Source organism: [Haemophilus] ducreyi (assembly GCF_900109315.1).
Taxonomy (GTDB): Bacteria; Pseudomonadota; Gammaproteobacteria; order Enterobacterales; family Pasteurellaceae; genus Haemophilus_B; species Haemophilus_B ducreyi.
Map to the genome: position 1 here is coordinate 203,221 of NZ_FOJC01000001.1, position 24,767 is coordinate 227,987.

Consider the following 24,767-nt stretch of genomic DNA (forward strand, 5'->3'; position numbering starts at 1 on the left):
GGCTTTTGGCTGATAATTTCAAGCCTTATGCTAAAGTAAAATTTGATCTGCTTAACACTTTTAGCGTGTTTTTGATTATAATCTATTCTAAAGTTGATGGGTGATAAAAAAATGAGTAAAGATAATAAAAATCCTGCATTTGAATGGCGTTTTTTATTGCCAAAGTATTGGGGACTATGGATTGGGCTCGCTATATTTAAACTAATTTTATGTTTACCTTATCCAATCCTTGTAAAAATAGGTCGTTTACTGGCTAAGCTTTTTTCAACATTAAGTTTTGGTAAGCGGAGGATTGCGGTTGCTCGACGAAATTTAGCATTATGTTTTCCTGATTATTCAGCTGAACAGATAGAAGCTATTTTAATCAAGAATGTTGAATCAGTTGGTATGGCGATTATTGAAACGGGGATGGCATGGTTTTGGTCAGATAAACTTATTTTAAAATGGTCTAATATTGAAGGACTAGAACATCTACAACAACCAAAAGGTACAGGTATTTTATTTGTTGGGGTACATTTTTTAACGCTAGAATTAGGTGCACGTATTGTTGGGTTACATCATCAAGGTATTGGTGTTTATCGCCCAAATGATAATCCGCTATTAAACTGGATTCAGTTTAAAGGGCGCATACGTTCTAATAAGGCTATGCTTGATAGAAAAGATTTACGCGGTATGATTCGTGCTTTAAGAGACGGTGAAACGATTTGGTATGCACCTGATCACGACTATGGCCAACAAAATAGTGTTTTTGTACCATTTTTTGCGGTTGAACAAGCTTGTACGACTGCTGGTTCGCATATGTTATTACGTTCTGCGCCAAATAGTATTGTGGTACCATTTACGCCTATTCGCCACTATGATTTTTCAGGTTATACGGTAAAAATTAGTCCTGCGGTTGATTTCAATGATTGTCAAAATAAGATCGAAACCGCCCGCTTAATGAATAAAGTAGTTGAAACTGAAATTTTAAAAGCGCAAACTCAATATATGTGGTTACACCGCCGTTTTAAAACTCGCCCAAACCAGTCGGCTGAAAATTTATATCATTAAGTAAGTTAATAATGCTCTCAATACGCCTATTTGAGATTAACATTTGCATATTTAGAATCAATTTGCAATTATACTTAGATCGCACAGAATACAATAACAGGAGATGCTTATGTCCGTCCCACTCTTTCACGGCAGTATTGTTGCTTTATTAACGCCGATGACGCATGGCGAAGTTAATTACCAAGAGATAAAAAATTTAGTTGAATATCATATTCAAGCGGGTTCACATGGCATTGTGGCAATGGGGACGACCGGTGAATCTACAACCCTCATTATTGATGAACACATGAAAGTAATTAAGAAAACCGTAGAGTTTGCTGATGGGAGAATTCCCATTATTGCTGGTTCCGGCTCAAATGCAACGAGAGAAGCGGTAACCATTACTAAATTATTGAATGGTGTTGGCGTTGTGGGCTGTCTAAGTGTTGTGCCGTATTATAATAAACCTACTCAAGAAGGATTATATTTACACTATAAAGCGATTGCTGAAAGCACCGAATTACCTCAAATTTTATATAATGTACCGAGTCGAACAGGCTGTGATTTAAAACCCGAAACAATCGGGCGTTTGTCAGAAATTCCTAATATTATCGGGGTAAAGGAAGCGACAGGCGATTTAACTCGCTTGCCTTTAATTAAAACATTAGCGGGCGAAGATTTCATTTTTTTAAGTGGTGATGATGCCACAGGCTTAGAGTCAATGAAATTAGGCGGACAAGGCGTAATATCGGTGACTAATAATCTGGCAGCAGCGGATATGGCTAAAATGTGTGAATTAGTTTTAGCGGGCAATTTTGCTGAAGCAGAAGCAATTAATCAACGTTTGATTGATTTACATCACGATTTATTTATTGAAGCAAATCCAATCCCAGTGAAATGGGCGGCTTATAAATTAGGTTTGATTAGTGAGCCTAGCTTACGCTTGCCGCTTACACCACTTTCTGAAACCGCACAACCCACTATATTAAAAGCGCTACAAAAAGCAGGTTTAATTTAGCCAATTAAGTAAACCAGAAAACTCATCATATAGATGAGTTTTTTATAGATCATTTATGCCAAAAATAAATAATATATTAATAAATATGAATGGACTTTTGGAATGAAATGGCACGCCCTAAAGGATTCGAACCTTTGACCCACGCCTTAGAAGGGCGTTGCTCTATCCAGCTGAGCTAAGGGCGCAAATGAAGATATAAAAGAGATTTATTGGTATAAAGTGGTCGGCGAGATAGGATTTGAACCTACGACCCACTGGTCCCAAACCAGTTGCGCTACCAAGCTGCGCTACTCGCCGATAAGAATAGTAGGCTCATTATAAATTGATTGTTTATTCAGTCAATGTTTTTTTATAGGTTCAGTGTTTAATTGTTGGTGTTTTGTTCGTTAGCGCGCTAGTCTTTATTTGCAAATAATCTATTTTCTGACAAAATAACTAAGGTATTAATTATTTACAGTAAAATATTATGGCAGCAAAAATTATTTCAGGCATAAACATTGCTAAACAGATTAAACAAAATATCGCACAAAAGATAGCGCAGTATATTGTTAATGGATATCGCCGTCCTGGGCTAGCCGTTATTTTGGTGGGGGCGGATCCCGCTTCTCAGGTTTATGTCAACAGTAAACGTAAAAGCTGTGCAGAAATTGGTATTGAATCAAAATATTATGACTTGCCAGCTACGATTACAGAAGTCGAACTGTTGTCTATTATTCAACAATTAAATAGTGATGAAATGATCGACGGTATTTTAGTCCAGTTACCCTTACCGGAACATATTAATCCTATTTACATTACGGAAGCTATCTCATCAGATAAAGATGTTGATGGTTTTCACCCTTATAATGTAGGGCGTTTATGCCAAAAAATTCCGACGTTACGTTCTTGTACATCGTATGGTGTAATGAAATTATTAGAAAGCACTCATATTGATTTAAGCGGATTACATGCGGTTATTGTTGGCGCATCAAATATTGTGGGGCGACCAATGGCGATGGAGTTATTGTTGGCTGGTTGTACGGTCACCATTACACACAGTCGAACTAAAAATTTAGCTGATCATCTTAGCTCGGCAGATATTGTTATAGTCGGTATAGGGCATCCAAATTTTGTAAAAGGGGAGTGGTTGAAGCAAGGTGCTATCGTGATCGATGTAGGAATTAATCGAGATACATATTCGAAAAAATTAGTCGGTGATGTAGATTTTTTAACCGCTGAAACCAAAGCTAGTTTTATTACGCCAGTACCTGGTGGCGTTGGTCCGATGACGGTGGCAATGTTAATGCAAAATACATTACAAGCTTATGAACACCATTTACAAGCGGTTTAATTTATCTATTTAATAGTCGCTTATTTACGCTATTTTAAGCTTAATTTTAGTACGCAAACGATTGCGCAGGCATAAATTGTGTTATAATTTTGTTAATTTTTAAAACTAAGATGGAGTACTTATGTCATTTCTAGATTACAAAAGCACTATTGCCCCTGTGACATTTAATCGCTGGCTTGTGCCACCTGCGGCGTTAGCGGTTCATTTGTCAATTGGGCAAATTTATGCTTATTCTGTTTTTAATGCACCATTAACGAAAGTTATTGGGATCACAGAATCTGCGGCAGACGATTGGAAGCTTACGACGATTGGTTGGGTTTTCAGTATTGCATTAGCCGTATTAGGCGCGTCTGCGGCAATGTTTGGTAGTTGGATGGAGCGCGTTGGCCCACGTAAAGCAATGTTTGTGGCGACGATTTGTTTTAGCCTTGGGTTTGTTGTTGCAGCAATCGGTGTGTATCAACACAATTTATGGTTACTCTATTTGGGTAACGGGGTTTTAGGTGGTATTGGTTTAGGGTTAGGTTATATTGGGCCGGTATCTACTTTGATGAAATGGTTCCCAGATAAGCCGGGAATGGCCACAGGTTTAGCCATTATGGGCTTTGGTGGTGGGGCAATGTTAGCTTCGCCTATTTCCGTTGGTTTGATGAATTTCTTTAGCAGTGAGACATCGGTTGGTATAGCAGAAACCTTTTTAGTATTAAGTGTTTTCTATTTCATTTTTATGATGTTTGGTGTTTTCACTATTCGTTTGCCTCATCCAACTTGGAAACCAAAAGGATTTGTTGAACATAAAAAAGCAGATAAGCTAGTCAGTGCATACAATGTTGGTGTGAATCAAGCGATGAAAACGCCACAATTTTGGCTACTGTTTTCGATTCTTTGTTTGAATGTAACGGCAGGAATTGGAGTATTGGGGCAAGCATCGGTAATGATTCAAGAGCTTTTCTCTGAAGTTTCGGTTGGAAAACAAGCTGCGATTGGTACTTTAGCCGCAGCGGGTTTCGTTGGCTTACTTAGTTTATTTAATATGGCAGGGCGTTTTTTCTGGTCAAGTATTTCAGATAAAATTGGCCGTAAAAAGCTGTATTCCATTTTCTTTTTGTTAGGTGCCGTGCTTTATTTTATCATTCCATCGATCGGTGAAAGTGGTAATAAAGTCCTATTTGTTATAGGTTTCTGTGTAATTATTTCAATGTACGGTGGCGGTTTTGCTGCAATTCCAGCTTATTTACGTGATTTGTTTGGCTCATATCAAGTTGGTGCGATTCATGGGCGAGTATTATTAGCTTGGTCAACTGCAGCCGTAATTGGACCGGTATTAGTTAATTATATTCGTCAGATGCAAATTGATAGTGGTGTGCCTGCGGTACAAGCTTATAGTGTAACGATGTATATTATGGCGGGCTTATTATTTATTGGCTTTTTCTGTAATTTAGGTGTAAAAGCGGTCAATCAGAAACATCACCATCAATTAACGATTAAAGAAGCCGCGCATAGTGCTAAAGCAGCAGATGAAACGGTGATCTCAGATACGTATTTAGTTGTGGAAGAAGTGGCTCAGGGGGGCTGTATGATTTGGTTACGTTGGCTTATTGTGACTATACCATTGCTATATGGTGTCTCGATGGTTTTTGCCAAAGTAATGGAATTATTTTAATTTTAACGGAAAAGCGGTCTAATTTGACCGCTTTTTTATCAGTAATTGTTTATTCTATGCTAAATAAAAAAGGGTTTAATCCACTACGAACGAATCCTTTTTGTTCCATCTCTATATCAAGCATTAAGCTAGCAAGATCATCTGCCAGTGGTTCAACATAAGGATCTTTTTCTTGATATAAGGACTTTTAAATAGCTATGGCAATCGCCACAACTTTCTGCTTTGATGGGAGCTTCAACAGTGTCAAAACTCCAATAATTTAAATCACCGCTTTCATCACAATTTGAACATTGCGCACGTGTCATATTCCATTCACTTTCACATAATGCACAATGTAAGTAACGCAATCCTTGAGTTTTATCCAAATGAATTACACTCGTAATTGGTGCTGAACCGCAGACAGGACACGTATGCCGTTCGCCTATTTCAGCTTGAGTATGACGTGGTAGTTGCTGAGCAAGTTGTGTCCAATACAGTGATAAAGCCAACCAAATAAAGACCGATTGATCTGGGCTGACTTGTTCATAACGTTCATTCAATAGATGATCGGCGAGGTTATTGAGTTCGGCATAAGATGCTTTTTCAAGAAATTCGAGCGTAGTAAGAATAGCACCTGTTGCATAGGGTTTGCATTGTTTGATTAAGGCGAATAATAGCTCAAGCCATTTTTCATCACGTGCAAATTGTTGTTTGTTTAATGGCTTTTGCCCTTGGTTTTCTGTTAGATAAGCGGTCAGTTTTTCTGCATAATTACCAATAGGCGACTTTTCCAGTAAGGTTAGCTGTATGTCGACTAAGTGTGCAGCAAACTCAAGATAGTCTCTGAGCGGATTATTTTTTGCTAGTTCGCGTAGCCGTTTGGCACGCCGAGTATAGAGATTTTTAGGATTAGCAAACAGTAAAGGTGGGATTTCAAATGCGCTAGCAGATGGTTTTATTTCATTTTCAGGTAAAATGCGGATACTCATTTTTTTCTCTTCATTTATACGGGCTAAATACAGTTGAGTTAAAGCCTTGGGGATATGGTTAAAACAAAAGTGCGGTATGTTTTCCGCACTTTATTAATTACTGATCAGCTTGATTTACTTTTTCTTTCAATTCAGGTAGAACTTCTTCATTGAACCATTTCGGATGATGTTTTTTCGCCCAGCGAACGGTGACCCAACCTTCAACCATACCAGTGATAGAACCTTTTACCCAAAATGCCATATAGATATGAACTAAGATCCCACTGAATAAGGCAAATGCACTTACAGAGTGCAGTAAAATGGCAACCCGTAAGGTGGTAATGGAGAAGTTAGCGGAGAAATATTTTCTCCACATAATAATCCCTGTTGCTAATAGCGTAAACATTGCCAAAATGAGTGTCCAAAACAACATTTTTTGACCTAAGTTATATTTGCCATTATAAGCCACCGCATGTTCATTACCTTTTAACACTTCAACAATGCCTTTTGCCCAACAGATATCATTTTTTTCAGGAATATTATGATGCCAATAAATCAGCGCCATAATGATGAAAGCAATGAACATCACAATCCCCGTGAAAGGGTGAATAGCTCGAGCTAGTTGCGGTGTACCTAATACTTCTGTTAGCCAGGCGAAATCGGGGAAGAAGAACGCAACACCAGTAAACATAGTTAAGAAAAAGGCTATAACTAAGAACCAATGACTAACGCGTGCGATAGGTTTGTGTCGAACGATTTTGGTATCGTTAGTAATGGTTAATTTATTACTCATGTTGTTCTCCTTCATTCTGATGATCTTCAATATCTTCCTCAATATTTGGTCCAATGGTGATGTAGTGCGCTATTTCAGCAAGCGCTAAGCCTCCCATTGTAATTGCGGCAACTGGTTTTAAAACATCTTTCCAAAGCGTAACCGTAATATCAATAGCCGGATCCTTAGGTAAACCTGAATATAATTCAGGTTTGTCTGCGTGGTGTAATACATAAATCACGTATGTTCCACCGACACCATCAGGGTTATAAATACCGGCATTTTGATAACCTCGTTGTTTGAGATCAAATACACGTGTTTCAGCATAATGTAGCATTTCTTCTTTAGAACCAAATTGAATGGCACCTGTTGGGCAGGTTTTCACACAAGCGGGTTCTTGACCTACATTCGCGCGATCGACACAAAGCGCGCATTTATAAACACGGTTATCATCGTCATTCATTTTGGGAATATTGAACGGACATCCGGCGATGCAGTAGCCACAGCCAATACATTTATCTGATTGAAAATCAACAATGCCGTTTGCATATTGAATAATCGCGCCTGGTGCAGGGCAGGCCTTTAAACAACCCGGCTCAGCACAGTGCATACAACCATCTTTACGAATAAGCCATTCTAAGCGGTCATTTTCTTCGACTTCATTGAATTTCATAACTGTCCATTGTTTGGCATTTAAATCACGCGGATTATTATACACGCCAACACATTCTTCTTGCGGTGCACGGATATCATTCCATTCGGAACAGCCAACTTGGCAAGCTTTACAGCCAATACAGGCAGAAACATCAATCAACTTTGCCACTTCAGTCACGTGGTTACGTGCTTGTGGCGGCGGTGTGACAAATGAGGTTGCCGAGACATTAATAATGTTTTGATCTTGAACATTAGACATTATAGCGCCTCCGTGGTTTTCTCAATGTTAACTAAGAATGTTTTATATTCTGGTGTTTGGGTATTTGCATCCTCCACTCTGCTAGTTAAGGTATTTACAATGAAACTTTTACGACCAACCGTACTAAAGCCACCATGCAATGGAATACCAATCGTATGGACGGTTTTACCGTCAATTTCTAAACTGCGAATGCGTTTAGTCACGACAGCTTTCGCTTTAATAAAACCACGTTTAGAACTGATTTTGACTACATCACCTTGTACGATGCCTTTTTCTTGAGCTAATTGCTCATTAATTTCAACAAAAGGTTCAGGTTGCGCAATCATATTGAGCTCAGATTGTTTAGTCCACCAGTGGAAGTGTTCAGTTAAACGGTAAGTTGATGCTACATAAGGATAGTCTTTCACATCACCAAAACTGTTTTTATCACTTTCCAAAATGCGCGTCACTGGATTTGATATGACATTTGGATGCAGTGGATTCGTGCCAATCGGCGTTTCAATCGGTTCATAATGCTCTGGAAATGGCCCATCAACTAACTTATCTAAGGAAAATAAGCGACTGACACCTTCATTATTCATAATGAAAGGCATAACGTTGCTATTAGGTGGTGCATTACCGAAATCTGCCACATCAATATAGTTCCAATTAGTACCATTCCATTTTACTAATTGGCGTTTAGCATTCCACGGGTTACCGGCTAAATCTGCCGAAGCGCGATTATAAATAATCCGTCGGTTAAGTGGCCAAGCAAATGCCCAACCTAAGGTATTGCCTAAACCTGATGGATCGCTGTTATCACGATTGGCCATTTGATTACCTTTGGTTGTCCATTGTCCCGTATAAATCCAACAAGCCGCAGCAGTAGTGCCATCATCGCGTAATTGTGCAAAGCTGGCTAATAAATCGCCTTTTTTCGCAATAATCCGACCGCTTGCATCGGTTAAATCTGCTAAGGCGTAACCGTTACTTTCTTTAGCAATTTCATCTGCTTTAGGTTCGCTTGGGTTCGCATAATTCCAAGTCATTGCTTCAATCGTTTCGAGTGAAGGTCCGCCTTGTTGGCGATAAAGACGAATAATTTCTTCACGAATTTCTGATAGGATATCAACATCAGGTTTTGCTTCTTTAGGTGGTTCTGCGGCTTTCCAATGCCATTGTAACCAACGACCAGAGTTAGCAATTGAGCCATCTTCTTCTGCAAAACAAATAGTAGGTAAGCGGAACACTTCGGTTTGAATTTCTGCTGGGTTAACATCGTTATATTCACCATGTTTTTGCCAAAACTCAGAAGTATCAGTCACAATTGGATCGCAAATAATTAAGAATTTTAACTTACGTAACGCAGATGAGATTTTGTGTTTGTCTGGGTAGGACGCTAAAGGATTATAGCCTTGGCAAATGTAGCCATTCACTTGTCCTTTATCCATCATTTCAATGTATTTGAGATGATCGAGCTTAGTTTTGAATTGTTTTGGTAAAAAATGATAGCCAAATTCATTTTCTTTAGTTGCGTTATCACCATAGAAGGCTTTCAGCATACTGACCATAAACTTAGGCGTATTTTGCCAATAATTCACTTGATCTGCTGTGGCTGTTTTCGGGGTAATACGATTTAAAAAAGTGGCTAAAGTCGTATCATTTTCGGTCGGTAATGGGATATAGCCAGGTAACATTGTTGGAAATAACCCCATATCCGTAGTGCCTTGCACATTGGAGTGGCCCCGTAATGCATTTACACCACCACCAGCCATACCGATATTACCTAATAGCAATTGAATCATTGCCATTGCCCGAATATTTTGTGCACCAACAGTATGTTGTGTCCAACCTAATGCATATAAGAATGTTGTAGTCCGTTCTGGCGTGGCCGTTGAGGCAACAGTTTCTGCAAATTCTAAAAAGGCTTTTTGTTTAGTGCCACAAATACGTTCAACCATTGCAGGTGTATAACGTGCTACGTGTGTTCTCAATAAATTAAGCACACAGCGAGGGTGTTGCAAAGTTAAATCACGTTTTGGCTGCCCATTTTCATCTAATTGATAAAACCAACTTGTTTTATCATATTGACGTTTTTCTGCATCGTAGCCAGTAAATAAACCGTCTTCAAAACCAAAATCTTCATTAATTAAGAAGCTTGCATTGGTATAGTGTTTAACGTATTCATGTTGAATTTTATCGTGGTCGAGTAAATATTTAATGACCGCTAATAAGAATGTAATATCCGTGCCAGAACGAATAGGGGAATAGAAATCAGCAACGGAAGCCGTTCGATTAAAGCGAGGGTCAACCACCATTAATTTAGCATTATTCTGTTTTTTCGCTTCGATCACCCAACGGAAACCAACAGGGTGTGCTTCTGCGGCATTTCCGCCCATAACCACTACTACATCGGCATTTTTTATATCAACCCAATGATTTGTCATCGCACCGCGACCAAATGATGGAGCAAGACTTGCTACCGTTGGTCCGTGTCAGGTACTGGCTTGGTTATCAATAACGAGCAACCCTAATGAGCGTGCCCATTTTTGCGAAATTAATGCGGTTTCGTTACTGGCTGCTGAAGCGGTTAAAAATCCTGTGGTTACCCAACGATTGACAGGTGTACCTGCTTCATTAGTGGCTTGGAAGTTTGCATCACGGTCTTCTTTTAATAGTTTGGCAATTTTATGAATAGCATCGTGCCAGCTAATTCGTTGCCATTTATCTGATCCCGGAGCTCGATATTCTGGATATTGTAAACGGTTTGGACTGTTTACAATATCTAGAACACCGGCACCTTTTGGACATAATGCACCACGGCTAACCGGATGGTCTGGATCACCTTCTACATGGAATAATTTACTACGAGAATTCATTGCACCATCACCGAGACTGTACATCAACATACCACAACCAACGGCACAATACGTGCAGGACTGACGAGTTTCTTTAGCTCGTAAAAGTTTGTATTTGCGCGGTGCGGCTAATGCAGTAGCGGGCGAAAAACCCAGCATTGCAGCAGACGTACCTGCCATACTTCCTGCACAGATCTTAAAGAACTTACGTCTAGAGATCTGCATAATCACTCCTAAGAAATAATGCGTTTAAATTAAACATAAAAAACGCAAGAAAAAGCTAAACATACTATTACATAGCGAGCTTGCTTAATAATAGAATATCTCTCATTTAATCAGAGAAAAAAGCTATTCTAGAATTGGCATAAAGATGAATTAATTTAAAAATACCTATTCAGCTTAAAAAATTATAAAATAGCTTAAAAATTAATACCTATTTTCTCTAAAATTAAATAAGGCGGTTAATTATTCCTTATATAAATTTTTTCAACATTATTTTTTACAAAAAATTAACAAAAATTTGATAAATAGCAAATTTTTTATAGGTAAATGAAAGTTATTCTTGATTGTTTTATTGGAGTAATATGCAAATAACACATACTACTAATGCGACTAAATTAGATTTTCAGCGTAAACAAATAACCGCGCATTCAATAGAAGAGCCGATTATTTGTGAAGTACCGGTGGCGTTAGTCTATAACGGTATTTCTCATACGGTGATGATGGCAACACCACAGTCACTTGCAGATTTTGCTTTAGGGTTTTCTTTAGCTGAGGGCATTTTACAACATAAGTCCGAGTTGTATGGATTAGAGATTATTCCACAATGTGACGGCGTTGAAGTGCAAATGGAGATTGCTACACGTCGTTTTGTAGAATTAAAAGCAAAACGTCGCTCAATGGCGGGCCGTACAGGTTGTGGTATTTGTGGTGTTGAACAGCTAGCACAAGTGAACCAGCAGTTAAATATCACTTGTCAAAATAACCGCTTACAGGCCGTAGAAGCGCATATTTTGGAGTGTTGTTTATCTCAATTAGAACAAGCACAATCTTTAGCAAAAATAACCGGTGCTAGCCATGCGGCGGCTTTTTTTACTCCTAATGGGCAATTATTAGCCATTCGTGAAGATGTTGGACGGCATATTGCATTAGATAAATTGATTGGTTGGTATGCTCAAGCTGATATGCCATTAGGTTTTGTATTTGTTACTAGTCGAGCAAGTTTTGAAATGGTGCAAAAATGTTTAGCGGTTGGTATTGAAATGTTATGTGCTATTTCAGCAACAACAGAAAGGGCAGTGAAAATAGCACAGCGGCATAATTTTACATTGAGTGCTTTTACGCGCCCGGGTAAAGCGACCATTTATACAGGTGTACATCGATTAAAAAATCAACCGCTTTTTAGTGAATAAAATAAGTTTAAGCGGTCGAAAAATCATAATTTATTGCAAAAATTGTTCAATAATGAGGATTATATTTCGCTCTTTTGTTTATATTCGCATAGATCTTCAATCAAGCAAGATCCACAACGAGGTTTACGAGCAATACAAGTGTAGCGACCATGTAGAATTAGCCAGTGATGTACATCAATTTTGAATTCAGCAGGCACCACTTTCAATAATTTTTCTTCTACTTTTAAAACATCTTTCCCAGTGGCGAAGCCCGTGCGGTTCGATACACGGAAAATATGGGTATCAACCGCAATAGTGGGTTGATTAAAAGCGGTATTTAATACTACATTTGCGGTTTTTCGCCCAACCCCCGCTAATGCTTGCAAGGCATCACGATCTTGAGGAACTTCACCATTATGTTTATCGAGTAAATCACGGCAAGTTTTTATAATATTTTCTGCTTTACTATTGAATAAACCAATAGTTTTAATATAGCTTTTTAAGCCATCTACGCCTAAATCAAAGATTTGCTGTGGCGTATTGGCAACCGCAAATAGTTTATCTGTCGCTTTATTGACCCCTTTATCAGTTGCTTGTGCAGAAAGGATGACTGCAATTAATAACTCAAATGGATTATGATAATGTAATTCCGTTGTTGGATGCGGATTTTTCTGGCGTAAACGTGTGAGTATTTCAATACGTTTTGCTTGATTCATATGTAGACCTAAAAGAAAGAGAAAATGTTTTGTTCATATAGCATTTTGGCAACCATAATAAATGACATTGAAACTAACATTGGCCGTATTAACTTTTTCCCTTTAGTCACCACCATTCTAGCACCTAATATGCCACCAATAAATTGCCCGACCATCATTAAAAAACCAATTTTCCACATAACAGCATTGCCTAAAATAAAGAAGATAAGTGAAGCAACATTTGAAGTGAAATTAAGTACTTTAGCGTGTGCGACAGCTTTAGATAAGTTGAAGCCAAGCAGTAGGATAAAAGCCAAGGTAAAAAATGAGCCAGTTGCAGGTCCAAATACACCATCATAAAAACCAATACCGATTGCCGCACTGAATGCGAAAAGTGGCAAACTAATTCGTGGTTTACGATCTTCATTATCAATATTAGGGCTTAACAAGCAATAAAATCCAATAATTAAAATCAAAAATGGCAGAATAGCTTTCAGTGCATTGATATCAATTATTTGCACGAAAATAGTCCCGGCGGCAGCACCAATAAAAGTTAAAAGAATTAATAAGGCGATTTGTTTAATATTGACCGCTTTTTTAGACACAAAATAAAGTGATGCTGAGAATGAACCACCACAAGCTTGCAATTTATTTGTACCTAATGCTATGGTAGGCGGTAGCCCCGCTGATAGTAATGCCGGAATAGTTAATAAGCCACCGCCACCAGCAATCGAATCAATAAAACCGGCAAGGGTAGCCACGGCGAATAACATTGTGAGTATATCTATTCCTAACTCTATTTCCATATTGAATGATTGCCCTGATAAATTCATTTGTAGTAATATACAATATTTTGCCTTTATCGGAAAATAATTATCTTTTTTCTTTAAAAAACGTTTTTATAATTAAGAGGAATACCAATGTTTATTAGCCTTATTGTGGCGCGTACAAAAAATCACGTGATAGGCCGCCACAATCAAATGCCTTGGCATTTGCCTCGTGATTTAATGTGGTTTCGCGAAAAAACCATAGATAAACCGATAATTATGGGACGTAAGACCTATGAGTCTATTGGCCGTCTTTTACCTAAGCGACCCAATATTATTTTATCGCGAACTGAATTAAAGATTGATGGGGCTTATACGGCAACCAGCTTAGCCGAAGCGATTGAATTAGCAAAAAAATTTACAGCTGAAGAAATAATGGTTATTGGTGGAGGAGAGTTATTTAAACAGGCGCTGCCATTAGCCCAAAGACTGTATTTAACGGAGATTGAAGCTGATATTGAAGGCGATACTTACTTTGAATTTAATGAACAAGATTGGCAATTAATTAGCAAAGAAAGCTCAGAAATAGATGAACATAACAACTATGTTTGTCATTTTATGCAATTTGAGCGTATTTAATGTGTTTTTTTTGAACAATTGAACTGAAAAAATGTGAACGCAAACCTTTGCTTTTTTTATGCTTAGATACAAACAAAAATAGAATAATTAAAATAGCGATAACATATTTTAGGAGGTATTGATGAACTATGTTGAATTGTTAGGTTATTTAGCTATGTTATTAGTCGGTCTTTCATTTTTAATGAAAGACGTGATTAAACTTCGATTCGTAAATGCATTAGGCTGTATCTGTTTTAGCATTTATGGAATATTGATTGGTTCATTCCCAGTTGCGGCATTAAATGGTTTTGTCGCTTGTACAAATATTTACTTTCTGATTAACAATAATAAAGATTGAATTTTGGTCTATTAGCGCTCTGATTTGCTATAAAAATAGTAAATTAGACCGCTTAGTTTTAGCATTTTACAGATTAGCCAAAATATCTAAAGTTTGACTTAATGTTTTAACCGCAAAAATTTCCATTCCTTGAATCGTTTTTTTCGGCATATTGCCGTATGGAATAATGGCGCGTCGAAAACCGTGCTTAGTGGCTTCACTCATTCTTTCCTGACCGCTTGGTACTGGGCGAATCTCACCAGCTAATCCCACTTCTCCAAATACGACAAGATCACGAGGTAATGCACGATTACGAAAACTAGAAATTAAAGCAAGGATTAAGGCTAAATCGGCACTGGTTTCGGTTATTTTCACGCCACCGACAACATTTACAAAAACATCTTGATCAGACATTTGTAAACCTCCGTGACGATGTAAAACCGCTAATAATAATGATAGACGATTGTGATCTAAACCTACGGCAACCCGTCTTGGATTAGCGAGCATTGAATGATCAACTAACGCTTGAATTTCCACTAATAATGGGCGTGTTCCTTCCCATAATACCATCACTGAGCTACCGGGGGTTTGTTCTTCACTACGGCTTAAAAAAATAGCGGAAGGATTTTTTACTTCGCGTAATCCTTGCTCAGTCATTGCAAAAACGCCAAGTTCATTGACCGCCCCGAAGCGGTTTTTTTGGCTACGCAGTGTGCGAAAACGCGAGTCCGCTTCACCTTCTAATAAAATTGAGGCATCAATACAATGTTCCAACACTTTTGGACCGGCTAACATTCCATCCTTAGTAACGTGGCCAACCATAATGATCGCCACTTGTTGCATTTTGGCATAACGTGTTAAGAAAGACGCACATTCACGAACTTGTGAAACACTGCCAGGTGACGATTGAATATCGGCTAAATGCATAACTTGAATGGAGTCGATCACCATGATTTTAGGTTTTTCTTGATCGGCAATATTACAAATATGTTCGACAGAAGTTTCTGATAGCATTTTAAGATGTTCAGTGGGTAAACCTAACCGATTAGCGCGCATAGCTACTTGTTGTAAGGACTCTTCACCAGTAACATATAAAGCCGAATGCTGTTTCGATAAGCCACACATCACTTGTAATAAAAGAGTTGATTTACCCGCACCAGGGTGGCCACCAATCAGAATTGCTGAGCCTGGCACAATACCACCGCCGAGGACGCGATCTAATTCATTAAAACCACTACTAAAACGAGGTACTTCTTGCAAACTAATATCGGCAAGGCGTTGGATTTTGCCAGATGTTTCGCCTGCATAGCCACTAAAGCGGTCATTTTTATTCATTTCTTTGCTTGAAATTAGGCGTATTTCACTAATTGTGTTCCACGCCTTGCATTTTCTACATTGCCCCATCCAGCGAGAATATTCCGCCCCACAATCATTACATACATAAGCCGTTTTTGCTACCTTTGCCATTTTAACCTTCTAAATCCGATCAAACCCTCAAAGTATAACAAAAAACACTGACTAAATACACAGGCTTTTATCCGCTTATTTTTGCGATATAGATCGAATAAATAACCTTTTTAAGTCGCATAAATTGCTGACAAATTGCACACTGTCTCTGCTATTTTTTTATTGATATTGAATATTGATATAGGAGAGAACAATGTCATCTTTATTTTTGATTAAGCCACTACAAAAGGCGTTTACTTTAATTGAATTAATGATTGTGATTGCCATTATCGCAATTTTAGCTACGGTTGCGATTCCTTCTTACAATAGTTATACCAAAAAAGCTGCGTTATCTGAGTTATTAGCCGCTTCATCAGCGTATAAAACCGATGTAGAAATATGTGTTTATAATTTGGGTAGAACAGATGGATGTAATGCAGGAACAAACGGTATAAAAAATGATAATTCAGGTAAAAGTAAATATGTCGGATCAATCAGTGTAGAAAATGGAACGATTACAGTAACGGGTAAAGAAAGCCTTAAAGATTATAGTTATAAAATGACACCAACCTTACAAGGCGAATCCTTAACTTGGAAAACGACTTGTAATGGTGCTGATACTAGCCTTTTCCCTGCTAATTTTTGTTCTACTGAACAATAAGGAAAAAATCAATGCAGTATGCGGTATTTGATCTTCATCGCCAACAGAATTTTATTATTTCAGCGGAGAGATGGCAAAAGAACTGTCAAGAAAAAGATCTTTTATTACGTTATCTTGCATTACCGGTTCAAGAAAATGAGGACAGGTTATGGTTAGCCATCGATGATATGAAAAATTTAAATGCGTGTGAAATTTTTGCATTTATGGCTCATAAAACGATAGAACCGGTGTTGGTTTCTGCGGAAGAATTGAAATATTTATTGAATCAACTGGCGCCAGAGCAACAAGCGGTGTATGAAGAAAGTGAGCTAACTTATCAAGTACAAACAGAAAGTGAAACATTGAATTTAAATGATCCTATTATTCAATTACTTGATAATTTATTTAAATTTTGTTTAAGGCAAAATGCTTCCGATATTCATTTTGGGCCACAAAAAGCACAGTTACAGATTCGGTTGCGGATTGATGGTGTGTTACATATCTACAAAACATTGGCAATTCATTTGGCTGCTCGCATTATTTCACGTATCAAATTGTTGGCTAAACTTGATATTAGCGAAACACGGCTACCGCAAGATGGGCAATTCCATTTTAAAACAATCGTATCTGAAACCCTTGATTTCCGTGTATCGAGTTTGCCTACTCAATGGGGCGAAAAAATTGTATTACGCTTACAAAAAAATAAACCAACCCATTTTGATTTTGTTGAATTGGGGTTATTGCCTGCGCAAAAAACTACGTTATTACACTTATTGCATCAACCGCAAGGTCTAATTTTAGTTACTGGCCCCACCGGCAGTGGCAAAAGTATCACATTGTATAGTGCGTTAAGTCATCTGAATCAACCGGATAAGCATATTTTAACGGCAGAAAATCCAATAGAAATTGAGATCGAAGGAATCATTCAAACACAAGTTAATCGAGCGATTCAGCTAGATTTTAGCCATCTATTACGAACATTTTTGCGCCAAGATCCTGATATTATTATGTTAGGTGAGATTCGTGATCCGGAGAGTGCCGAAATTGCATTACGCGCTGCACAAACAGGGCATCTTGTGCTTTCTACATTACATACTAATGATGCGCCCTCTGCAATTGAACGGCTATTACAATTAGGTATTAAAGAATATGAGCTTAAAAATGCCTTATTATTAGTCATTGCACAACGGTTTGTCCGCAAGCTATGCACGCAATGTTTTGGTAAAGGCTGTCAGGCTTGCTATCAGGGCTATAGAGGACGCATTGGCATTTATCAATTATTAAGCCGTACGGGAAAAATCTTTGAAAAAGAGACCGCTTATCTTGATTTTGCTAGTTTACATCATAGTGCGAAGCATAAGTTAGAGGCCGATATTACGTCCTTAGCAGAAATTAACAGAGTATTAGGCGATGCTGAAAATATATGAATTTCATTGGCGGGCTTTTAATCGTTTTAATCAACGGCAAAAAGGTAAATCTCTGGCCAAAAGTCACGATGAATTAGAACAACGGCTATTAGCTAAAGGCTATTCAAATATCCATATTCAACGTGATTTTATTTTAGTTAGGAAACCCAAAAGCGAACAAATCACTCAATTAATTAATCAGTTAGCTATGTTATTGAATGCCTCGGTTCCATTAAAACAATCGCTGGTGATGGTATTAGAAAACGTACATAATATTAAATTATATTTATGGTTATATGAAATTATTACGCTGTTAGAAGCGGGGCATACTTTTTCAGCCAGTCTCACTAAAATGAACGTTTATTTGACTAAGCAAGAAATTCAGTTAATTAAGATGGGAGAACAGAGTGGGCGTTTAGCCATTATGCTAGATAACATTGCAAAAGTACGTACTCAATCACAGAAATTAGCTAATAAAGTAAAGAAAATTATGTTTTATCCGGCGATTATTTTAGCCGTATCAATTAGTGTATTAATTGGATTGTTATTATTTATTGTGCCTCAATTTGAAGATCTTTATCGTAACAAAGATCAGTCACTGCCTTTTATTACCCAATTATTATTTCAGTTATCGAATTTTCTTCAACAATATGCATTTATTTTATTCATCGGCGGCCTATTTAGCGGTATTGTTAGCTATTTTTTAGCGAAAAAGAGGCTTTTTTGGCGTACCTTAAGATCGCGTTTATTAAATCATATGCCAGGGTTTCAGCAAATTATTAAAGATGCTCGAATTATTTTCTTTAGTCAAAATCTTGCGTTAATGCTTAATGCACATATTCATTTAGATGCAACGTTAAAAGCATTTTTATCAGAACATCGCCAAGATCCGGTATTACATCAGGAGATTTTGAGTATATTAAGTTTATTAAAGCAAGGTTATAAATTCTCTGAGGGGCTTAATCCAACCGTATTTACTAGCCAAGTAGTACAAATGATGGCAATTGGCGAACAAAGTGGTAATTTGGCTAAAATGTGTATGTGTATTAGTCAACTGTATCAGCAAAAACTAGACTACCAAATTGATTTGTTTGCTCAATTACTTGAACCGGTTTTAATGTTAGTGATTGGCATTATTGTGGGGACGATTTTGATTGGGATTTATTTGCCTATTTTTGATATGGGAGCATTGGTGTAATGCAAACATTAGAAATTCCCATTTTTATCGCAATCAGCTTCAGCTTATTATTTGCTTATTGGTGTCAAATGGCTATTCCATGTTTTGCTGAGTATATTAATCGACAAGTTTATGATGAATATCATCATTTAAGTGGCATACCTTGCTCAGATTCGTATGCTGATTTTTTACGTTATTCTAAATTACAACCACAACAGAGCCAATGGGCAAGGGCTTTTATGTACTGTTTCCGTTACTTGCATTTGGGTTTGTTGAACAGCCATTATTAGCGTTATTATTGATGATATTCGCTATGTTTTTGTTATATTTGTGTTGGTTATGCTACAGCAAATGCAAAATTTTTATCTAAAAAGCTTACTTTTTGCAATAGGATTATTTACTTTTTTGAGTTTCTTTAGTTATTTCTTTTTTAAAAAAGAGGCGATTGGATTAGGCGATATTTTATTGTGTTTAGCATTAGCACCACTTTTCACCACTAATCAATTATTAATAATGTTGTTATCTGCTTCATTATTAGGTCTTTTTTATTATTTTATGTGTGAATATTTGAGCGGTAAGAAACGGCTGAAATTACCCTTTATTCCATTTATTAGTGTTTCGACTTTATGCGTGATTATTGATAAAATCTATTTCTCAATGTTTTAGCTTAAAGGGTTGTTAAAATGGCATTTGTCGTTGGTTTAACCGGTGGAATTGCAAGCGGTAAAACAACTATTGCGAATATGTTTGCTGAATTAGGGGCTACAATTATTGATGCAGATATTGTGGCTCGGCAGGTAGTAACAAAAGGAAGTCCTCTCTTTTTAAAGATTGTGCAACATTTTGGTCAACAGGTGTTAACGACACAAGGTGAGCTAAATCGAGCGCAGTTACGCCAATTAATTTTTGCTAATCGAGTAGAAAAAAATTGGTTAAACAATTTACTGCATCCAGCAATTCGGCGTGAAATGTTAATTCAACTACGACAAGCAAGAGGTCCTTATGTATTGTTTGTTGTGCCATTATTAATTGAGAATAAATTAATAGAATTTTGTCAGCGTGTGTTAGTGATTGATGTTTATCCAGAAGTTCAGCTAGCGCGCGCGCTAACACGTGATCGAAGTAATATTGCTACCATTCGTGGCATTATGGTTTCGCAAGTTAACCGTTTAGCGCGGTTAAGTTATGCCGATGATATTATCGAAAATAATCTGCCTTTAGCAGAGAGCCTGGAAAGGTTGCAAATGCAAGTGCAACAATTACATCAATACTATTTAACTTTAGCGACTCAGCAGGAATAATTATGTTACACACAATAGTAAATTGCCCAACTTGTGCAAAACAAGTCATATGGGATCCAGTAAGTAAATATCGGCCATTTTGTAGTGAACGTTGTCAATTGATTGATTTAGGTGAGTGGGCAAATGAAGAGAAACGGATTGCTAGCGTTGAAGATGAGGCAATGCACTATACATTTGATAACAATGATTAAGCGCGTCAGAAAAATGATCGCTTATTCTGTTTTCTATTCAAATAGCGTAGAAAAATGTTCTAGTTCTAACCAAATTTGTTCGCTAAATGCGTGTTTAGTTTGTTTTTCTAATTCAGCGAGTTGTTGAATAAGCAAATACAGCTTTTTATAGCTAAGCCGTTGAATAGCACTTTGATAGAATGGACGGCGATTTTGCCATATTTTTAAGCGGTCGAATTCGGCTCTTAAATTACTCACATAAAGTGCTTGTTGGCTAGTTAAGATTGGGGTTGGTGAGCGTGTTATTTCCAATAGAATTAACAGTTCTTTTTGCACAATTCTCAGTAGCATAACCACTTGTGTTTCTTCATCTTTTAAATATTTGAGTATTCGAATAGCACGTGCAATTTTGCCTTCTAATAAGGCATCAATCCATTGAAAAGGCGTAAATTGTGCAAATTGTTCAATAATTTCTTTCGCTTGTGGTAATGTTATTTTACCATCATGAGTACGCAGTTGTAGCTGTTGTAAGGTTTGTTGTAGCGCAATTAAATTACCTTCATAGCTGTATGCCAATAATTGCACTACTTCTACTTCTAGCTGTAATCCCATCATTTTAGCTCGATTAGCTAACCAAATGGGTAATCGATTAATATCAGGTGTTTGACAGCTGACTTGTACGAGTTTAGCATCTATTTGTGTAAACCAAGCTTGTTTTTCCATCGCTTTACTAAATTTAGTTAAGCATAAAATCAGCATTAGATCAGCATTAATCGATCCGGCGAGTTTAGTAATATGGTTCATTTGTGCGGTTGTTGGATTTTCTGGCAGATTTAGAATGATAATTTGACGGCTAAAAAATAGACCGAAATTTTGGACAGATTCGAAGAGTTGCGCCCATTTGGTTTCATTATTAATCGTAATTTCTTGTATTTCATCAAATTCTACCGCTTTAGCTGCATGAATAATTTGGGCTTTACTTTCATTTAGCAATAGTAGATCGTTGCCCGTCAGTAAGTAAAAGGGTGATAGGCTTTTTGATAAATGGTGAGTAAGCGCTTCAGGAAAAACTTTTTGCATTTATGCTATTTATTTACGAGGTTAAGTTCTTTGTGTAAGCCTGCCATTTTAATAATAAGTTGACGAGCGGCTTGTTCGTACATATCTTTCATAATCATTTCTCGTTCGGCAGATTTTGCTAATGCAGCACGAGCATCATCAAAGAACGTTCTATGAACGGATGTAGATAACGCATAATCGCCTTTTTCTGGCACATTGATCATCACTTCGACATTTAAAGTGATTAATTTCTCAGCTTCACGCGCTTGCGTAAATACGGAAACAACTTGGTTATTCGTTGATGCGGTAATCAGGCGTAATTTCGCAACGTTTTCTGTGGCAGAAACTAATTTTACATTGTTAAGTTGTAATTGACTACGTAATACCCGCGCCATTTCACTCTGTTGATCGACACTTTCAAAGGTCAGTGTCCGTAGTGCTTCTGGGAGAACTTCATTATTTTTGAAATGCCAACCGCAAGCACTTAAAGTGAGAATACAAAATAAGGTGAGCTTTTTTAACATTTTTGTTCCTTATAAGCTCCCTTCATTAAGGAGGGAGGCGCGGATAGATTATGCTTTAACTACAAAATTTAACATTTTAAATGGTATATAGATCTCTTTGACTATTTGCATATCAGCTAAGAATTTTGCTACGTTAGCATCATTTTTGGCAGTTATTTTCACTTCATCTTCTGAAGCATTTGCGGGCACGGTTATTTTGCCACGCACTTTACCATTGACTTGTACAACCACTAATTTTTCATCTTCTATCATTGCCGTTTCATCAGCAACTACCCAAGGTGCAAAATCAATAGTTTGTTGATTGCCTAATGCTTGCCAGAGCTCAAAACAGATATGTGGTGTAATTGGATAAAGCATACGAACTATGGCACTTAATGTTTCTGCCATTACGGCTTTATCTTGATCAGATTCAAGCGGTGCTTTATTTAATTTATTCATCAATTCCATTATGGCCGCAATTGCGGTATTAAATGTTTGACGTCGACCAATATCATCGCTGACTTTAGCAATGGTTTTATGTACATCACGGCGTAATTCTTTTTGCGCTTTATTTAATTCAAGTGCATTTAATGCTTGTGTTGCCGGCTGTTGTACATATTCATAAACTAAATTCCATACTCGACCTAAGAAACGTTTAGCGCCTTCAACACCAGATTCTTGCCACTCAAGGGTCATTTCGGCGGGTGATGCAAACATCATAAATAAGCGGACAGTATCAGCACCATATTTTTCAACCATTTCTTGCGGGTCAATACCATTGTTTTTTGATTTTGACATTTTGGTCATACCACTATGGACTAATTTGTGGCCGGCTGGATCTGTTGCGTTAATAATGCGGCCTTTTTCATCACGTTCTAAACTGACTTGCGTTGGGCTTACCCAAATACGTTCATTAGTTGGGCTGGTGTAATAAAATGCATCAGCTAATACCATTCCTTGGCAGAGTAGTTTAGTTGCTGGTTCATCTGAGGTTAAAATGCCCGCATCACGTAGTAGTTTGTGGAAGAAGCGGAAGTAAAGTAAATGCATGGTTGCATGCTCAATACCGCCGATATATTGATCGACGGGTAACCAATAATTGGCTTCATCAGCATCTAACATACCTTGGTGATATTGTGGGCAAGTATAACGTGCATAATACCATGATGATTCCATGAAGGTATCGAAAGTGTCTGTTTCTTTTAATGCATGTTGCCCTTCATAAGTTGTTTTTGCCCATTCAGGATCAGATTTAATAGGGCTTTGTACACCATCCATTACCACATTTTCTGGCAAAATAACCGGTAAATCTTTCAATGGAACGGTAACCACTTCGCCTTGCTCGGTGGTCATCATTGGAATGGGGGCGCCCCAATAACGTTGACGAGAAACGCCCCAATCACGTAAGCGGAAGTTAACTTGGCGTTTACCAACTCCAAGGGATTCTAATTTATCGGCAATGGCATTAAATGCATGATTGAAATCTAGCCCATCAAATTCTGCTGAATTAATTAATTTACCGTGCTCAGTAAAGGCGGCTTGTGAAAAGTCCCAAGTTGATGCATCAAGCGGTTGGATTACTTGATTCATTTGTAATCCATATTTTTTAGCAAAATCGAAGTCACGTTCATCGTGAGCAGGGACTGCCATCACGGCGCCTGTGCCATAGTGCATTAATACGAAATTAGCTACCCAAACCGGTATTTCTTTACCCGTTAATGGATGGATGGCAAATAAACCGGTTGGCATTCCTTTTTTTTCCATGGTTGCCAACTCTGCTTCTGCCACTTTGGTATTTTTAGCTTCACGAATAAATTCGGCTAATGCTGGATTATTGGTTGAAGCTAATTCAGCCAGTGGGTGAGCTGCGGCTACGGCTAAATAGCTTACGCCAAAGAATGTATCAGGGCGAGTAGTATAAACGGGTAAAGTCGCATTTGAGCCAGCGATTTTAAACGTAATCTCTACCCCTTCAGAACGGCCAATCCAGTTGCGTTGCATCGTTTTTACTTGATCGGGCCATTGCGTTAAATTATCTAACTGCGTTAATAATTCTTCTGCATAATCCGTGATCTTAATAAACCATTGAGGGATATCACGTTGTTCAACCGGTGTATCACAACGCCAACAACAACCTTCGTGGACTTGTTCATTGGCTAATACGGTTTCGTCATTTGGACACCAGTTTACGGTAGAGGTTTTTTTATAAACTAAGCCTTTTTTATATAATTCAGTGAAGAACCATTGTTCCCATTTGTAATATTCAGGACGGCAAGTGGTGATTTCGCGATCCCAATCATATGAAAAACCTAATACTTTTAATTGATTTTTCATATATTCAATATTTTCATAGGTCCACTTTGCGGGAGCGGTATTATTTTTAACTGCCGCACCTTCAGCAGGCAAGCCGAAAGCATCCCATCCCATAGGTTGTAATACATTTTTACCGATCATCCGTTGGTAACGTGAAATAACATCGCCAATGGTATAGTTACGTACATGCCCCATATGCAAGCGACCAGATGGATACGGTAACATTGAAAGGCAGTAATATTTTTCTTTTGTTATATCTTTTACTGCTTTGAAAACTTTATTTTCTTCCCAGAAATGTTGAACCTTAGATTCAATAGCACTTGGGTTATATTGTTGTTGCATGAAATTCAGCCTTTTAAACATTGTCAAAACTTATAAGAATCATACCGTAAAATAGCATGCTTTTAAATGGCAAGCGGTGAGATTCGCAAGGTT

General features: G+C 37.6%; 23 protein-coding genes, 2 tRNA genes and 1 pseudogene. 14 read left to right on the forward strand and 12 right to left on the reverse strand.

Going from position 1 to position 24,767, the window contains the following annotated elements; translation table 11 throughout:
- Positions 1–111: 111 nt before the first annotated feature.
- Both BMX01_RS01010 and dapA read left to right on the forward strand, forming a co-directional pair.
- Positions 112–1,050: a Kdo(2)-lipid IV(A) acyltransferase gene (locus BMX01_RS01010; RefSeq protein ID WP_064083000.1), complete on the forward strand. Its 939-nt coding sequence runs from the start codon at positions 112–114 to the stop codon at positions 1,048–1,050.
- 109 nt (positions 1,051–1,159) lie between these two features.
- Positions 1,160–2,047 carry a 4-hydroxy-tetrahydrodipicolinate synthase gene (gene dapA / locus BMX01_RS01015; RefSeq protein WP_078179336.1) on the forward strand — a complete coding sequence of 296 codons (888 nt, stop codon included), beginning with the start codon at positions 1,160–1,162 and terminating at the stop codon, positions 2,045–2,047.
- 108 nt (positions 2,048–2,155) lie between these two features.
- Here the strand turns inward: dapA and BMX01_RS01020 are convergent.
- Positions 2,156–2,232 (reverse strand) — tRNA-Arg (locus BMX01_RS01020).
- A 35-nt stretch (positions 2,233–2,267) separates the two neighbouring features.
- A tRNA-Pro gene (locus tag BMX01_RS01025) sits at positions 2,268–2,344 on the reverse strand.
- A 169-nt stretch (positions 2,345–2,513) separates the two neighbouring features.
- On the opposite strand from BMX01_RS01025, the gene folD reads away from it, so the two are divergent.
- Both folD and BMX01_RS01035 read left to right on the forward strand, forming a co-directional pair.
- Positions 2,514–3,377 (forward strand): bifunctional methylenetetrahydrofolate dehydrogenase/methenyltetrahydrofolate cyclohydrolase FolD, encoded by an 864-nt coding sequence (gene folD / locus BMX01_RS01030; protein ID WP_064081951.1) that lies wholly within the window; start codon positions 2,514–2,516, stop codon positions 3,375–3,377.
- Positions 3,378–3,498: 121 nt separating this feature from the next.
- Positions 3,499–5,040 carry an L-lactate MFS transporter gene (locus BMX01_RS01035; protein ID WP_064081950.1) on the forward strand — a complete coding sequence of 514 codons (1,542 nt, stop codon included), beginning with the start codon at positions 3,499–3,501 and terminating at the stop codon, positions 5,038–5,040.
- Between the two features lie 49 nt (positions 5,041–5,089).
- Here the strand turns inward: BMX01_RS01035 and fdhE are convergent.
- The 4 genes and pseudogenes from fdhE to fdnG all read right to left on the reverse strand — a co-directional run bounded on the left by fdhE (position 5,090) and on the right by fdnG (position 10,734).
- A pseudogene (gene fdhE, locus BMX01_RS01040) lies at positions 5,090–6,008 on the reverse strand (formate dehydrogenase accessory protein FdhE).
- A 97-nt stretch (positions 6,009–6,105) separates the two neighbouring features.
- Positions 6,106–6,780: a formate dehydrogenase subunit gamma gene (locus BMX01_RS01045; protein WP_064083326.1), complete on the reverse strand. Its 675-nt coding sequence runs from the start codon at positions 6,778–6,780 to the stop codon at positions 6,106–6,108.
- The gene (fdxH, locus tag BMX01_RS01050; protein ID WP_064081949.1) at positions 6,773–7,672 is read right to left on the reverse strand and encodes a formate dehydrogenase subunit beta; all 900 of its coding nucleotides are present in this window, start codon (positions 7,670–7,672) and stop codon (positions 6,773–6,775) included. The genes BMX01_RS01045 and fdxH overlap by 8 nt, the downstream gene beginning before the upstream one ends.
- Positions 7,672–10,734, reverse strand: coding sequence for a formate dehydrogenase-N subunit alpha (gene fdnG, locus BMX01_RS01055; protein ID WP_143413412.1), 3,063 nt, complete (start codon positions 10,732–10,734; stop codon positions 7,672–7,674). Before fdnG ends, fdxH begins: the two co-directional genes overlap by 1 nt.
- 359 nt (positions 10,735–11,093) lie before the next feature.
- On the opposite strand from fdnG, the gene fdhD reads away from it, so the two are divergent.
- On the forward strand, positions 11,094–11,921 hold the full coding sequence (fdhD, locus tag BMX01_RS01060; protein WP_064081946.1) for a formate dehydrogenase accessory sulfurtransferase FdhD: 828 nt from the start codon (positions 11,094–11,096) through the stop codon (positions 11,919–11,921).
- A 59-nt stretch (positions 11,922–11,980) separates the two neighbouring features.
- Here the strand turns inward: fdhD and nth are convergent, their stop codons facing one another.
- Positions 11,981–12,616: an endonuclease III gene (gene nth / locus BMX01_RS01065; RefSeq protein ID WP_010945029.1), complete on the reverse strand. Its 636-nt coding sequence runs from the start codon at positions 12,614–12,616 to the stop codon at positions 11,981–11,983.
- Between the two features lie 8 nt (positions 12,617–12,624).
- On the reverse strand, positions 12,625–13,395 hold the full coding sequence (locus BMX01_RS01070; protein WP_064082999.1) for a TSUP family transporter: 771 nt from the start codon (positions 13,393–13,395) through the stop codon (positions 12,625–12,627).
- 120 nt (positions 13,396–13,515) lie between these two features.
- Here BMX01_RS01070 and BMX01_RS01075 point away from each other — a divergent pair, with 120 nt between their 5' ends.
- Together BMX01_RS01075 and BMX01_RS01080 are read left to right on the forward strand one after the other, a co-directional pair.
- The gene (locus BMX01_RS01075) at positions 13,516–14,001 is read left to right on the forward strand and encodes a dihydrofolate reductase (protein WP_064081945.1); all 486 of its coding nucleotides are present in this window, start codon (positions 13,516–13,518) and stop codon (positions 13,999–14,001) included.
- A gap of 121 nt (positions 14,002–14,122) precedes the next feature.
- Positions 14,123–14,338, forward strand: coding sequence for a YgjV family protein (locus tag BMX01_RS01080; RefSeq protein WP_010945033.1), 216 nt, complete (start codon positions 14,123–14,125; stop codon positions 14,336–14,338).
- A 66-nt stretch (positions 14,339–14,404) separates the two neighbouring features.
- On the opposite strand, the gene radA is transcribed toward BMX01_RS01080, so the two are convergent.
- Entirely contained in the window at positions 14,405–15,784 is a 1,380-nt protein-coding gene (radA, locus tag BMX01_RS01085; protein WP_064081944.1) for a DNA repair protein RadA, read from the reverse strand.
- Positions 15,785–15,977: 193 nt separating this feature from the next.
- On the opposite strand from radA, the gene BMX01_RS01090 reads away from it, so the two are divergent.
- Genes BMX01_RS01090 through yacG form a run of 7 tightly spaced genes read left to right on the forward strand, consistent with a single transcriptional unit; the run spans position 15,978 to position 20,478 of the window.
- The gene (locus BMX01_RS01090) at positions 15,978–16,424 is read left to right on the forward strand and encodes a pilin (protein WP_064081943.1); all 447 of its coding nucleotides are present in this window, start codon (positions 15,978–15,980) and stop codon (positions 16,422–16,424) included.
- An 11-nt stretch (positions 16,425–16,435) separates the two neighbouring features.
- Complete coding sequence (locus BMX01_RS01095) at positions 16,436–17,830, forward strand: GspE/PulE family protein (protein ID WP_064081942.1); 1,395 nt, start codon at positions 16,436–16,438, stop codon at positions 17,828–17,830.
- Positions 17,814–19,007 (forward strand): type II secretion system F family protein, encoded by a 1,194-nt coding sequence (locus BMX01_RS01100; RefSeq protein WP_064081941.1) that lies wholly within the window; start codon positions 17,814–17,816, stop codon positions 19,005–19,007. Before BMX01_RS01095 ends, BMX01_RS01100 begins: the two co-directional genes overlap by 17 nt.
- The gene (locus tag BMX01_RS07755; protein WP_078179334.1) at positions 19,007–19,276 is read left to right on the forward strand and encodes a hypothetical protein; all 270 of its coding nucleotides are present in this window, start codon (positions 19,007–19,009) and stop codon (positions 19,274–19,276) included. Before BMX01_RS01100 ends, BMX01_RS07755 begins: the two co-directional genes overlap by 1 nt.
- A gap of 16 nt (positions 19,277–19,292) precedes the next feature.
- Positions 19,293–19,652 (forward strand): prepilin peptidase, encoded by a 360-nt coding sequence (locus tag BMX01_RS07760; RefSeq protein ID WP_327216412.1) that lies wholly within the window; start codon positions 19,293–19,295, stop codon positions 19,650–19,652.
- 17 nt (positions 19,653–19,669) lie between these two features.
- A complete protein-coding gene (gene coaE / locus BMX01_RS01110; protein ID WP_064081940.1) occupies positions 19,670–20,287 on the forward strand; it encodes a dephospho-CoA kinase in 618 nt (205 codons plus the stop codon).
- A 2-nt stretch (positions 20,288–20,289) separates the two neighbouring features.
- Positions 20,290–20,478 (forward strand): DNA gyrase inhibitor YacG, encoded by a 189-nt coding sequence (yacG, locus tag BMX01_RS01115; protein WP_064081939.1) that lies wholly within the window; start codon positions 20,290–20,292, stop codon positions 20,476–20,478.
- A gap of 33 nt (positions 20,479–20,511) precedes the next feature.
- Here the strand turns inward: yacG and holA are convergent, their stop codons facing one another.
- The 3 genes from holA to leuS are packed head-to-tail and all read right to left on the reverse strand — an operon-like array spanning position 20,512 to position 24,674.
- Positions 20,512–21,537, reverse strand: a complete 1,026-nt coding sequence (gene holA / locus BMX01_RS01120) for a DNA polymerase III subunit delta (protein ID WP_074647593.1) — start codon at positions 21,535–21,537, stop codon at positions 20,512–20,514.
- 5 nt (positions 21,538–21,542) lie between these two features.
- On the reverse strand, positions 21,543–22,040 hold the full coding sequence (locus tag BMX01_RS01125) for an LPS-assembly lipoprotein LptE (RefSeq protein ID WP_074647595.1): 498 nt from the start codon (positions 22,038–22,040) through the stop codon (positions 21,543–21,545).
- A gap of 48 nt (positions 22,041–22,088) precedes the next feature.
- Positions 22,089–24,674 carry a leucine--tRNA ligase gene (gene leuS / locus BMX01_RS01130; protein WP_074647598.1) on the reverse strand — a complete coding sequence of 862 codons (2,586 nt, stop codon included), beginning with the start codon at positions 24,672–24,674 and terminating at the stop codon, positions 22,089–22,091.
- Between the last annotated feature and the right edge of the window lie 93 nt (positions 24,675–24,767).